Genomic DNA, 12,192 nt, shown 5'->3' on the forward strand with positions numbered 1-12,192 from the left:
TGGATAAGGTGAGTGAAGTGCAGTGGTGAGCACAGGCGGAACGACGACGAAGGTGCGTGACACCGCCGCCGGGCCTGATGTGCTTACCTGCTTGGTGTCAAGCGAGTCTGGGACACCGGTGGATCCCCTTGCAGGGGGTGTGAGCTGCGAGAACGCTTGACACGGGGGGATCCACCTTAGTCGGATACCGGAGGACGAGGCTGATAGGCCGGGTCGGCGGCCCCACGGTTGGCAATCACCGTCCGCGTCGCCTCGGTCTGCGAGTGTGGCACCGGCTAGCCGGGCGAGGACGTGGCGCTCGGCGCCAGGGGTGCTGGAATCGCACTGCACATCCTGGCCACGCATGGGGCGCCGGACCGTATTCGCGGTACGCGGCAGCCGCGCACAACACTCGACGAGTAACAGTGTCGGCATTGTCGTGGAATACAGAGTCGCGTCCACGGGATTCTTTTTCTTCGGCCTCGACGATGGTGCTACTACGGTCGACGCTAGCATCGGCGCGAACGGGATCGCGGCGCGAAATCGAGGTATTTCGCTGTTCCGCGCAATTGCCTCGATCGCACGAGAATCGTGCCTCGATTTCCGTTTCGGCGAGGTGTTATCGAGAACCGTCGGTGCGCTCATTCATGGCGCCGTGGATCGCGAGAAGTCGCCGACCGGTATGCCGGTGTCGCGGGCGCGTAGCCGCTGGGCGAGGTCGACGGTGTCTGCGGTGGGCTTGGCGTCGACTTCGCCCAGCCGGGTCCGCAGGAGGGTCAGGGTGCGGGAGATCGCGTCGTGCCGGCCGAGGGCGTGCTGCAGGCGCATGATGTCGCGGTAGAGCAACTCGTTGTGCGGATCGAATGCCCGCGCGGTCTCCAGCAGGTCCAGGGTGTAGTCGGGGTCGTCGGCGACCCGGGCGCGGGCGAGCGCGGCCACGGCGTCGAGGGCGTCGCGGCGGGTCGCTTCCCGGGCGGCGACGAGCCACTCCGCCTCCAGGCCCTCGGCCAGCGGTCCGCCATAGTGCGTCACGATCGCCTCGTAGGCGTCGGTCCGCCGCTCGGACGTGGTGGCGGTGCGGCGTGCGGTAACCGCCTCGGCGAAGCCCCAGTAGTCCACCTCCACCACCGCGGGGTCGAGCCGGTACTGGCCGTGCTCGGCCACCACCAGCTCGCCGACGGCGCGGCCGGTGGCGCTGTCAAGGGCGCGGCGAATCCGGGAGAGCACGGTGCGCAGCACGCTGGCGGGATTGCGGGGCGGCTCGTCGGGCCACAGGGCGTCGACGATCCCGTCCCGGGACACCCCTCCGGGATGGACCGCGAGATACACCAGCAGTTCGACCGGGCGGCTGCTCAATTCGCCGGACAGGTCGCGGGTGTCCTCGGATCGGGCGGGATCGGGCCGCCAGTGCAGAGCTGGGGCGCCGAACACCGTCAACACCAGCGGTGCGGGCTTCCCCAGGCCCGTATCTGCCGTCCGTGGCGGCAGCGGGCGCGGTTCGCTGTCGGGTTCGCCGCTGGCCTCGGCGGGAGCCGGTTCCGGTATGGGTGGACCCGAAGTGATTTCCAGACGATCAGGGCCGTCTCCGGTGTGCTCCAGAGGGGAAGGAGCACCCTCCTCTGGTGGCGTCGGCGCTTGGCGCGGCGCAGGGGCGTGGCCTTGAGGTTCGGCGGCGTCGCTGACGCCACTGGTGTCGTCGCGGGGCTGCGCGGTGCGCAAGAAGGCCAGCAGGTCGCGGGTGGCGGTCTCGGGCAGGGTGAAGGCGCAGGTGCCGCGCAGGGGTTCGCCGAGGCCGGGGTCGGTCGCGGAGATGATCCCGCCGGCGGTGACGTAGGCGGTCACCCCGGGACGCCATTGGCCGAGCAGCAGCGCGGTGAGGCCGTGCTGACCGTTGTTGTCGAGCAGCTGCTGCAACCGCGCCTGCTGGTCCGGCTCGCGGGGCGGCGTCGCGATCAGGACGGCGGGCCGGGACGGTTGCGGGGCGTCGAGGGCGGTCAGTGCGGTGTCCAGGTCGGCCACGACGGTGACCGTGTCCGGCAGGCCCGTGACGGGCCCTGGCACGCCGAGCAGCCGGGCCAGATCGGCAGCGGGCACGAACACCCTCGGCACCGATCCGCCGTCGGGCGTGGCGGTAAGGAGAGTGAGCAGCAGGGCGCGGGCCGCGGCGTAGCCGCCAGGCCCAACCAGGCCGAGGCCATGCACGCGAGCCTGGTCGAACGCGACCTGCGTCCCTTTGCCCGCGTCGGCGTTGACGGTCTCGCCGCCAGCACCGGGCGCGGTCGGGTCGAGAGCGATATCCACGACTGACGGCGGCTCCGCCGGTCCGCCGTCGGTGCCGGGGGTCGTGGCGGCGCCGATCACTCGCCGGACGCGCGGCGTGAGCACCCGCACCTGGCCCTCGGTCCCGGTTTCCGCGCGCCTCGATCGCGATGCCGCGCCGGAGCGGACGGGTTCAGACTGGTCCTCGTGCGTGGCCGGGTCGTCGGCCGCGGTGTCGCCCGGCTCGTCGGTCTCGGCCTCCAGTTCGATGTCTTCGTCGTGATGCTGGGCGCGTAGATGGGCCAGGCGCAGCTGGTACACCACGGGCGCGACGGGCAGGTCGTCGTCACGCTGGCCGCTGCCGGGCCGGTAGCGCGCGTGGCGTCGCCGTCGCGCGAGCACAAGCAGGGCACTGACCGCCGCCGCCAGGCCCAGGCTGACGAACACCTCGCCACTGCCCCAGGTCACCGCGCCCCCAGCGGGTTCGTCGGCCGCCGTATCGGCGGCGGGATCCGCAGTGGCCGGGGCGGGCTCCGAGAAAGGTGGCGTGAAGGGAGGTGGCGTGGTCGTGCTCGGCGCCGGCGGTGCTGGTTCGGCGGCAGGAGCTGGGCTCGTGGGCGTCGGTTCCGGGGGTGCCGGTGGTGAAGCAGGCGGGGTAGGCGGTGGGCTGGTCGCGGGGAGGCGGAGGGTGTCGCCGGGGTGAATCAGGTGCGGGTTGGTCAGCACGCGTCCGCCGGGCTGGGGGCTGCCCTCGTTGAGCGCCCAGATCTCCGGCCACCGGTCCCCGTCGCCCAGACAGCGTTGCGCGATCCGCCACAGCGAGTCGTGCACTCCACCCTCCGGTGGCCGGACCCGCTCGGTTCCGGGCTCGGCCGCGGGCTGGGTTCGGGACTGCGGGGTGCCGGTGTGCTCGCTGGCGACCGCCGTCGTCCAGGCGGGCGCGGTCGCGACTACCGGGGCGTGGCCGACGGGCCGCCCGGCCTCGGCGGGGGCAGCGGGTGCGGCGGTGGCGGTGCGGCCCAGGACGGCGACCAGCAGGGCGCCGACGAGCACGGCCGCGACGCGCCGCACCGGACCCGTCTGCCGTCGCAGTTCCGGCCACCGGGCACCCCGGGCGACCTCGACCGCACAGGCCACGACGTCGAGGACGAACACGAGCCAGATCAGCCAGGCCAGGCAGGCGAGCACGTCGAGCAGAAAACGTGTCGACATCGGCGCCATCAACACCGACCCGATCTCGTCCAGGTTCGGCAAATGGTCGGGCAAGGGCCATCCCACGCCGCAGATCAGCGCTACGGGAAGACCAGCCACGAGCGCGGCCAGCAGGATGACCGCGAGCAGGCCGCGCGCCACACGGCCCAGCAGCCGCACGACGCGCGCAATCCTCGCCCGGGGCAACGGCACCATCAGCTGCTCGCCGCGCCGACCGCTACCCCGTCGGCCACGGACTCAGGTGCAGGTGCCGCCGATGCCGGTGCCACGGGACGTGTGGCACGCGTCGCGGTGGCGGCCTGAGTGCCCTTGCCGGGAGCGTCGTTCTTCTTCGCGCTCGGGCGCTTGCGCTTGCCGCCGCGGGCGGGCTTGGCGGCCTGGTCGCGCCAGCGGGTGAGGTCGTCGACTGGGACGTCGGTGACCTGGGCCAGCTCGGGCACGTCGATTACCTCGCCCGCCGCGGTCAGGACCTCGCCGAGCTCGCGTTCGAGGTCGGCGAGCTGCCCGGCGAGCTCGGCGTGCCGGCGGGCCAGCTCGCCCACGGTGGTGGCCACCTGGGCGCGGCGCGCGCTGCGTTCGGAGTCTCGTTCCTGAAGTCGGCGGGCGATCTCTTCTTCCGAGGTGACCATGCCGTTTCTCCTTCCGTGATGGCGCAGCCGTGGTCAGGGCTCGATGCCGCTGACACCGCGCTGCGGGTGGGCGGCACCCCGCCCGTGGGTATGGATGTCGTCGATCCCGACCAGCGACAGCAGCTGGGGTCGATACGTGGCGGTGACCTCGACCGTCACCGTGTCCCCGGCCACCTGCACCGTGCCGGTGGCACCGACGCTGGCCAGGTACCGCTGCGCCAGGTCCCGGGCCCGCGCCGAATCGAGCCGAACCACGCCGCTGGCGCGGTATGCGGCGAGGTCGAGCGCTTGAGCGCCGGCGCGGGCGGCGGACTCGGCCTGCCCGCCGGAGCGGACCTTGCTCGCCAGGGCGAGGCCGCCGTCCAGGCTCAGGCCGGTCAGGGCGAGCAGCCCGAGCAGCAGCGCGAGCACGAAGGCGGTCACCCGGCCTTCCTCAGCACGCCACCACCGGGGAACGCCGGTGCGCGACGGGCCGACGGGGTGAGCAGAATGGGCCGCGTGACCGCGCCCGAGACGCAGGAATCGCCCTGTGCGAGTGAGGACTGCCTGACCGCCTGGCACGAGGCCGGACACGCGGTCGTCTACCTGTTGCAGGGCCGGTCGCTGCGCTACGTCACGCTGCGGCCCCGCACCGCCGGACGGGCCGGGTTCACCGCGGTCCGGCCTCGTCGGGTCGATCTGTCCGCGCTGGCGGTCGTCGCCCACGCTGGACCGCTCGCCCAGGCACGCTATGTCCTCGACACCACCGGCGCGGCCGAACGACTCCGCGAGGACGACGTGACCGACGACGACGTCCGCCTCGACGCCTACCTGCACGGCGGGCACGACGACCTCGCCGTGATCGCCGAAGCCCGCCGCGCCTACGGACTCGCCGCTCGGCGACCTGACTTGTGGGCGGGCATCGCGGGGGACCTGATCGACCGGCACTGGACCGAGATCGGCCGCGTCGCCACGGGGTTGCTCGAGCATCGGACGTTGACCGGTGCCCAGCTCCGCGCCTGCGTCCCGGGGCACTGGCTCGCGCGCTGAGCCGACCATCAAGCACCCCCCGGCTGGCGCCAGGACCGGTAGGTGTCGACGACCTCGCTGGCGGTCGATTCCAGGGTTTTCCCGCCGGGCACGCCGAGCAGCAGCGCCTGACCGAAGTCGACGGTGCACCGCACCCGCACGGTCACCGCCCCAGCGGGCACAAGCGAGCCGGACATCGTGGTGGTGACGCCCCGGCAGACCAGCCCGGCCTGCGCGAGCGCGGCGCTGGCGGTGTCGCGGGCCGCGGTGGTGGCGGCCGTGGGGCTGCGTTGCAGGGTGGCCGCGCGAGCGGCCTGGTGTGCGGCGTCGTCGAGCCGCAACCGGGCGTCAACGCCGCGATGCACCACCACGGCCAGGAACACCAGCAGCATCACCAGCAGCGGTGTCACCAGCACGGCCTCGGCCGTCACCGAGCCGCGCTCAGCGGCCCACCACCGCCGCCACCGGACCGTCGTTGCCTTCGGCGCGCGCCCGGTCACGACAGCCCCTCTCCTGACTGGACTCGCCGCGCCGGTGCCGTCCCGGATCCTGCGCCGCGGCTGAGCCCGCGGGGCAGGATGCGGAGCAGTCGCGACCACGACGAGGGCGGCCGTTTCCACGGGAACGCTCCCGTGCCGGTGATGTCGCGGGCGGCGGTGATGTAGGCGAACACGTTCTGCGGCAACGCTTCCGCGGCCTCGGACAGCCGCCGGACTTCGGCGTCGCCGGGCAAAGCGGCGAGGATGTGGTCGGTGCGGACCGCGAGTTCGCCGTGCCGCAGTTTCGCCTCCCAGGCGCGGGTCAGCACGAGGCAGCCGTGCACGTGCCGGACGATCTCGTCCAGGGCGTCGTCGATCACCGTGACCGCCTCGCGTGCCGCGGCAGCCAGCTCGCCGACCGCGGAATCGGGATCGTCGGCGAGTTCGTGAGCCAGGTCGCGGGCGGCGCGCGTGCGGTCCAGGCAGCACAACGCCTGCCACGCCACCCGATGCACCTCACGCGGCACACCCGGGTCGATCCACGCCCGGGCCGGGCCGCAGTGCAGTTCGCCCACCCCTGCGATCAGGGTCCGCACCGCGTAGCTGGCGGTGCCGAGGTCGGTGAAATCGCGGCTGCGGAAGAAAAACTCGCCCCGCACGCGATCTAGCCGACACGGGCTGCCCCGGCCGTGGCGGTGGTCGGCGAGCACGCGGGCAGCGCTGTACCAGCCGGCGAACAGGCTCACGCCCAATGCGAGACCTCCGGCACCCAGTGCGAAGACCGCTGCGAACCCGCTGCCGGACGCCGCCGCAAGCGCCGCCAGGGCGGCCCCGGCCAGTCCGGTGAGGACAATCCGCGGACGCAGTCCCGCACGGACACGCTCACCACGCCACCGCGCCTGCGGGATATCAGGGTTGAGCAGCACCGAATCCGGCCCGTCGGGGAACGTCGCCGCGCGCACCGGCATCACCGCGTCAGGCGGTTTATGGTGTTTCATAAGGCTTTCCTTTCGGCCGGTCGCCGAGATCGCTGCTGCGACAAGGGAACTAGGGCGCGGTGTCGGGCATGAAACGCTCGATCTCGCCGGAGGCTTCGGCGTGCACGTGCAGGTGCACACCGGGCAAGACCGTGGCGGCCTCGCCACGGATACTCACCGACACTGAGGCCGCACCGCGGGACACCGCGAGCTGGGGCTCGCGCAGGGGTCCGGCGGCGAGGTCGTCGAGCAGGCGCTGCCCGGCCGCCTGCCCGGAGCTGGTGGTGCCGTCCTGGGTCCGGGCGGCGGCCAGGGCCTGGGAGGCGGCGGCCTGAGCGACGTGGGTGGCGTGCGACCACACCGCGAACTGGATGATCGCCAGCAACGCCAGCAGCAACAGCGGGGTCGCGATAACCAGTTCGACGGTGACCTCGCCCCGGTCGCCGCGCAGCGCGCGCCGGATACGCTCGGCCAGCGCGCGGGCGCGAGTACGGGCGGCTCTGGTGAGCATCCTCAGCCGCCGAGGTTGATCGAGTTCGCCTTTTGCGTCAATTTCGCCACGATGATCGCGATGATGGCGATCGCGGCGATGGCCATCAGGGCGGTAACGATGACGGTGGTGGTGATCTCCCCGCGCTCTGGGTCAGCGCGCAACAGAGTGATACGCGTGCGCGTCAGCTCCCAGAGGGTACGGATGTAGTGCAACATGGTGGCGCCTTCTTTCCCTTGTGGTGCAATGCCTTTCTCGGTGGCGAGGAGGGATGCTGGGTGGGCTAGAGTCCATTGAGGACTTGGACTACCGCGGGGTAGGCGATGAATCCCAAGAAGCCGAGGAACAGCAACGTGACCGGCAGGGCCATGCGTTCGGTGGCGGCCTGTGCGTCGGACTCGGCGTCGGTGACCTGGTGGGTCCGCAGGGCCTGGGCTTTCGCGGCCAGCGAGGCGCGCACGCGGGCGCCTTCGGTCCCGGCCAGGGAGATCGAGGCGGCGAGTTCGGACAGTTCGGTGATGTCGAGTTCCTCGCCGAGCTGGCGCAGGGTGTTCCACGGGGTGGTGCGGGTCAGCTGGGCGGCGTGCAGGGCGCGGCGGATCTTGTCGAACGCCGGCCCGGCTCCGACGGCCGCGGCGTCGCCGAGAGCGGCCTCGACCCCGGCGCCTCCAGCGAGGGTGATCCAGACGAGGTCCAGGAACGCGGACAGCGCGTCGCGGAATTCTCGCCGCAGCCGGGTGGCCTTGGCGCGGACGTCGAGATCCGGGGTCAGGAAGCCGAGGGCGGCGAGCACGAGCCCGGCCAGCAGCGGCACCTCGACCCCCAGTGACAGCCCGCCCAGGGCCAGCAGTGCTTGCAGCAGCCAGGGCGCCAGCAGCCCGGCCACGGCGAGCAGCGCTTTCGACGCCAGGTGGGTATCGGTGCCGCGGCCGGTGACCCGCAGATCGGCCTCGATCTTCGTGCCGGGCAGCCCGAGCATGCGCAGGCCCGGGACGAAGACCCGGCCCCAGCTGCGCACCCAGGCGGCGTCCGCCGCGAGGACGATCGGTGTGGCCGGTGGTCGCGCGCTGACCTGGGCGAGCCGGTCGCTCAGTGCCGGGGCCGGTGGCAGGGCCCAGGTCAGCAGCAGCCACAGACCGGCACCAGCCCCGGCGCCGAACAGCAGAGCGGGGATCATGAGCGCTCACCTCCGCTGACCGTCGCCTCGTCGCCGTCAGGCGCTCCGGTCACGTCCGGGGCGTCGAGCGCCAGCACCCGGGTTTGCCCGCCGCTGGCGGCGATCCGGGCGAGCCAGGCGAACCCGGCGGCGAACAGGGCACCGATGAGCAGCAGCACGATCTGGCCGGTGGCGGTGTTGTAGGCGTCGAGGTAGGCGCGGTTGAACACCACGACCCCGGCGGCGAAGGCGAGTGTGGTGGCGACGATGACCCGCACCGAGGTCCGCGTCCGGGCCCGGCCGGTCTCCACGCGCATCCGCATCGCGGCCTGTCCGCGGGCGGTGGTGGCCAGCGAGCCGAGCAGGTCGCCGAGCTGGCGGGCCTGGTGCTCGGCGGCGAGGACCAGGGCGGCGAGAACGAGGTCCGCGGTCGGGTCGTCCAGCTCGCGCGCCAACGCTCGCAGCGCCGGCGCCAGGCGCTGGCCGCTTTCCAGCCTCGCGGCCAGCGTGGCGACCTCGCTGCGGATGGCCGCGGGCGCGAGCGGGGCGGTGGCGAGGATGGCTTGCTCGAGTCCCGCCGCGGCGGACAGGACGTCGCGCAGCATCTCCGTCCACGACGCGATCGCCTCGATCCGCGCGACCCGCCGCCGGTGGGCGCGATCCGGGCCGACCAACCGGGGCAGGAACCACACCGCGGCGGCGGCCAGCACCGCGCCGACGATCCATCCGGTGACGGCTCCGGTCAGCACGCCCGTACCGACGGCCACGGTCAGGCGCAGCAGCGCACGCCGGTCGCCTGCCTGGCCGCGGGCCGGCGCCCGGCGGCCACGATCAGCAGCACGCCGACGGCGGCCCCCAAGCCGAGCACGGCGGCGAGAAGGGTGGTGGTGTCGAGGCTCATGGCGTCCACCACCCCTCCGGGCGGCTCAGCAGGTCCGGGTCGAACCCGGCAGCGACCAGGTCGTCGAGGGTGTCCGCGCGCAGCGCCCCCGCCACGGGCACCGCGCGGCCGTCGGGGCCGGGCCGGTAGACCTCGTTGGAGATCACCGATCCGTCTTCGGCGCCGACAACCTCGCGGATCGAGGCGATCACCCGGGTTGTCCGGTCGGTCGCGCGGTCGAGGTGCACCACGAAGTGCACCGCAGACGCGATGAGCAGGGCGGTGGCTTCCAGCGGTAGTCGCTCGCGGCTCTGCGCGGCGTAGGAGGCGAGCCGGGTGAACGCGATCTTCGAGCTGGACGCGTGCAACGTGGCCATGGACCCGTCGTTACCTTGGCTCATGGCGTTGAACGCGGGAATGAGTTCGGCGCCGCGGATCTCGCCGACGATCACCCGGTCCGGAGACATGCGCAGCCCCCAGCGGACGAGTTCGGCCTGATCGATGGCGCCCTCACCCTCGACGTTTGGTTCGCGGGCTTGCAGGGCGGTGACGTCGGCGTGCAGCTCGGGGTCGAGGCCGAGGCCGAGCTCGAATGCGTCCTCCACGGTGACGATGCGCTCCATGGGGTCCATTTCGGCGGCCATCGCGCGTAGCAACGTGGTTTTGCCGGCGCCGGTGCCGCCGGTGTTCAGCACGTTCTTGCGGGCCCGCACGACCGCGCGCAGGAACCGTTCCAGGCCGACGTCGAGGGTGCCGCGGCGGCGGAGCTGGGCGAGGGTGGCGGTGAGGTAGCCGTGCCGGCGGATCGTGCACGCCGTCACCCCGCCCGCGGTCAGGCCGAGCACCGCGAAGAGCCGTTCGCCGCCGGGCAGTTGGAGGTTCAGCGCGGGACTGCCGCGGTCGAACCGGCGCTCCTCGGACGAGGCGCGCGCCGCGAGCGTGCGGATCAGGTCGGTGAGTTCTTCGTTCGAGGCGGCCACGGGGGCGACCTGGGCGCGGCGGCCGTCGCTGTACTGGACGAAGACCCGGTCGTAGCGGTTGACCGCGATCGTCTCCACGGACGGGTCGGCCAGCAACGGTTGCAGTCCGCCGAGGCCGAAGACCTCGTCGAGGACTTGGTCGACGACCCGCTGCTCGGTCGCGGAATCGACCAGGGCGCGCCCGGCGAGGAGTTCGGCCTCGCTGTGCGCGGCGACCGCGGTGTCGAGGACCTCGCGGCCGATCTCCCGGCGCCGCGCCAGGGGCAACGGCCCATCGTTGGTGCGGGTGGCGGCCTCGACCCGGCCGGGCAGGTCCGTGGTCAGCGCCTGCCGAAGCCAGGCGCGCAGCCTGTGCTCGGCGTCCTCCGGGCCGCCGGGCGCGGTAGGGGGCGCTGTTGGGTAGTCGGTGCGGGTCATGCGGGTGGCTCCTTCCCTGCGGTGCTGGGCTGATGGCCGTTGCGATGCGGATCGCTGACCTGCGGTGGCGTGGGCACCAGGCGCGGCGGGTGAGGTGCCGGTCCGGGCGGGGTGATGACGCCGCCGCCCGGCTGATGGCGCACCTGCTGGGCGGGCACGCCTGGTACGGCCCCCGGCGCGTTCGCCGACGGCGGGGCGGCTGGGGCGGCGGGTCCGGCGAGGGTGCGGGCGAGGGCTGCGGCCTGGTGGGCGAGGCCGCCGTTACCGCGGCGGCGGGCCGGTGGTGGCCGGTGCCCGGTCAAGGTGGCGGCAGCGGCCGGGTCGTGCGGGATGCGGCCGATCGCCGGTACACCCAGCTCGCGCTCGACATCGGCGGTCGGGTAGCCGTCTCCGGTGAGCAGGAGGCCCGGGCGCGGGGTCCAGCGGGCCAGTTCGCCCAGGCGCGCCGCGGTGTGGGCGAGGTCGTCGCCCTGGGTGCCGGTCACCAGGACGAGGGCGTCGGCGCGGCGCGCGATTGCCTCGGCCGGGGAACCCGGATCGACGCGCCCGCAGTCTGCGAGCACCACCACGCCCGGTTCGCGGGCGACGGTGGGCAGCAGCGGCCCGTCCGGGGCGGTGGCCAGGGTGGACAGCGCGGCGCGGGCGTGCGCGCCGCCGGGCGGGGCCAGCAGCACGCGGGCGCCGCTGGGCAGGGCCTGGGTGTGCTCCCACACCACCGCGGGGTCGCGGGTGCGGCGCGCGGCGGCGGCGAGGCTGACCAGCCCCGGGCTCGCGGGCAGGCCGAAGCGCATCGCCAGATCGCCGCCGGCCGGGTCGACCTCGGCGACCAGACGGCGGGTGTTCTCCGTCTGCGGCCACTTCACGGCCAGGGCCACGGCCAGGGTGGTCACTCCCGGCGAGCCCTTCACCGAACACAACGCGATGAGCATCAGCGGCCACCGCCCGCGGGTTGCATCACCAGTGCGAGCTGACCGGCCGGGACCTGCGCCAGCTGCGACGCGCTCCCGGTGTCGAGGTCCAGCGACACCACGCTCGTCTGGTCCGTGCCCGCCGGGGACACGCCGACGACGGTGGCCCGCCAGGACGTACCCGGGCCTTGGCCTTGCGCGGTGGTGGTCGAGGTTCCCGCCGCGGTGGCGGCGGTGACGACGACGGTCACCGGGGTTCCGGCGGCGAGTTCGGGCGGGAACTGCCCGGGCTTCACGCCGACCGCGACCACGGCCCGGCCCGCCGCCGGGATCGCGGCACCGCCCACCGCGTCCGGGGTCAGCAGCGCTCCAGGCCCGAGGCTGGTCGCCATCGGCCGCCCCACCACGCTGGCCGCTTGGTCCGCCGGAATCAGTGCCACGCCCGGTGCGGCGGACACGTCGATGCTGCGCAGGTCCGCGGGCGTCAGCACGTGCCCGAGCGCGACCGGTTTCGCCAGCGCCAGCATCGGCGTCCGGTCCTGGGTGCTGGTGGTCCACCACACCGCGCCCCCGACACACAGCACGACCAGGAGCACCCCGGTCACCAGGTGCGGCAGCCGCCTGCGGCGACCGCGGCGCGGAGCTGACGTCGCGGGAGAGCCGGAACGGTCCAGCCACGACACCGGCCGGGGTTCACCGGTCGCGTTGTGGCCGCGTGCGGGAGTGTCGGTGCTGGTCACGAGAAGTCCTCCAGGCATAGCTCGCCCGCACCACGTATTCATCCGGCGAGAAATGCCGCCGCGAATACGCGGTCAGGA

14 protein-coding genes are annotated in these 12,192 nt (G+C 73.3%); 1 reads left to right on the forward strand and 13 read right to left on the reverse strand.

Going from position 1 to position 12,192, the window contains the following annotated elements:
- Positions 1 to 624 precede the first annotated feature (624 nt).
- Genes PUT80_RS33340 through PUT80_RS33350 form a run of 3 tightly spaced genes read right to left on the reverse strand, consistent with a single transcriptional unit; the run spans position 625 to position 4,502 of the window.
- Positions 625 to 3,645, reverse strand: coding sequence for a BTAD domain-containing putative transcriptional regulator (locus PUT80_RS33340; RefSeq protein WP_101436287.1), 3,021 nt, complete (start codon positions 3,643 to 3,645; stop codon positions 625 to 627).
- On the reverse strand, positions 3,645 to 4,079 hold the full coding sequence (locus PUT80_RS33345) for a hypothetical protein (RefSeq protein WP_101436288.1): 435 nt from the start codon (positions 4,077 to 4,079) through the stop codon (positions 3,645 to 3,647). The genes PUT80_RS33340 and PUT80_RS33345 overlap by 1 nt, the downstream gene beginning before the upstream one ends.
- Positions 4,080 to 4,112: 33 nt before the next feature.
- Entirely contained in the window at positions 4,113 to 4,502 is a 390-nt protein-coding gene (locus tag PUT80_RS33350) for a hypothetical protein (protein ID WP_101436289.1), read from the reverse strand.
- A gap of 75 nt (positions 4,503 to 4,577) precedes the next feature.
- Here PUT80_RS33350 and PUT80_RS33355 point away from each other — a divergent pair, with 75 nt between their 5' ends.
- Complete coding sequence (locus PUT80_RS33355) at positions 4,578 to 5,108, forward strand: hypothetical protein (RefSeq protein WP_143271387.1); 531 nt, start codon at positions 4,578 to 4,580, stop codon at positions 5,106 to 5,108.
- A gap of 8 nt (positions 5,109 to 5,116) precedes the next feature.
- On the opposite strand, the gene PUT80_RS33360 is transcribed toward PUT80_RS33355, so the two are convergent.
- The 10 genes from PUT80_RS33360 to PUT80_RS33405 all read right to left on the reverse strand — a co-directional run bounded on the left by PUT80_RS33360 (position 5,117) and on the right by PUT80_RS33405 (position 12,114).
- Positions 5,117 to 5,587, reverse strand: a complete 471-nt coding sequence (locus PUT80_RS33360; RefSeq protein ID WP_101436291.1) for a TadE/TadG family type IV pilus assembly protein — start codon at positions 5,585 to 5,587, stop codon at positions 5,117 to 5,119.
- Positions 5,584 to 6,564: a hypothetical protein gene (locus tag PUT80_RS33365; protein ID WP_183126913.1), complete on the reverse strand. Its 981-nt coding sequence runs from the start codon at positions 6,562 to 6,564 to the stop codon at positions 5,584 to 5,586. The genes PUT80_RS33360 and PUT80_RS33365 overlap by 4 nt, the downstream gene beginning before the upstream one ends.
- Positions 6,565 to 6,613: 49 nt before the next feature.
- Complete coding sequence (locus tag PUT80_RS33370; RefSeq protein ID WP_101436292.1) at positions 6,614 to 7,054, reverse strand: TadE/TadG family type IV pilus assembly protein; 441 nt, start codon at positions 7,052 to 7,054, stop codon at positions 6,614 to 6,616.
- 2 nt (positions 7,055 to 7,056) lie between these two features.
- The gene (locus tag PUT80_RS33375; RefSeq protein WP_101436293.1) at positions 7,057 to 7,251 is read right to left on the reverse strand and encodes a hypothetical protein; all 195 of its coding nucleotides are present in this window, start codon (positions 7,249 to 7,251) and stop codon (positions 7,057 to 7,059) included.
- Positions 7,252 to 7,316: 65 nt separating this feature from the next.
- Complete coding sequence (locus PUT80_RS33380; protein ID WP_101436294.1) at positions 7,317 to 8,210, reverse strand: type II secretion system F family protein; 894 nt, start codon at positions 8,208 to 8,210, stop codon at positions 7,317 to 7,319.
- The gene (locus PUT80_RS33385) at positions 8,207 to 8,956 is read right to left on the reverse strand and encodes a type II secretion system F family protein (protein WP_275294523.1); all 750 of its coding nucleotides are present in this window, start codon (positions 8,954 to 8,956) and stop codon (positions 8,207 to 8,209) included. The genes PUT80_RS33380 and PUT80_RS33385 overlap by 4 nt, the downstream gene beginning before the upstream one ends.
- Before the next feature lie 2 nt (positions 8,957 to 8,958).
- Positions 8,959 to 9,090 (reverse strand): hypothetical protein, encoded by a 132-nt coding sequence (locus PUT80_RS33390; RefSeq protein ID WP_275294524.1) that lies wholly within the window; start codon positions 9,088 to 9,090, stop codon positions 8,959 to 8,961.
- Positions 9,087 to 10,466 carry an ATPase, T2SS/T4P/T4SS family gene (locus tag PUT80_RS33395; protein WP_101436295.1) on the reverse strand — a complete coding sequence of 460 codons (1,380 nt, stop codon included), beginning with the start codon at positions 10,464 to 10,466 and terminating at the stop codon, positions 9,087 to 9,089. The genes PUT80_RS33390 and PUT80_RS33395 overlap by 4 nt, the downstream gene beginning before the upstream one ends.
- The gene (locus tag PUT80_RS33400; protein ID WP_101436296.1) at positions 10,463 to 11,395 is read right to left on the reverse strand and encodes a carbon monoxide dehydrogenase maturation protein; all 933 of its coding nucleotides are present in this window, start codon (positions 11,393 to 11,395) and stop codon (positions 10,463 to 10,465) included. Before PUT80_RS33400 ends, PUT80_RS33395 begins: the two co-directional genes overlap by 4 nt.
- Positions 11,395 to 12,114 carry an SAF domain-containing protein gene (locus PUT80_RS33405; protein WP_229857923.1) on the reverse strand — a complete coding sequence of 240 codons (720 nt, stop codon included), beginning with the start codon at positions 12,112 to 12,114 and terminating at the stop codon, positions 11,395 to 11,397. The genes PUT80_RS33400 and PUT80_RS33405 overlap by 1 nt, the downstream gene beginning before the upstream one ends.
- Positions 12,115 to 12,192 lie beyond the last annotated feature (78 nt).

The organism is Amycolatopsis sp. La24 (assembly GCF_029087445.1).
GTDB lineage: Bacteria > Actinomycetota > Actinomycetes > Mycobacteriales > Pseudonocardiaceae > Amycolatopsis > Amycolatopsis nivea.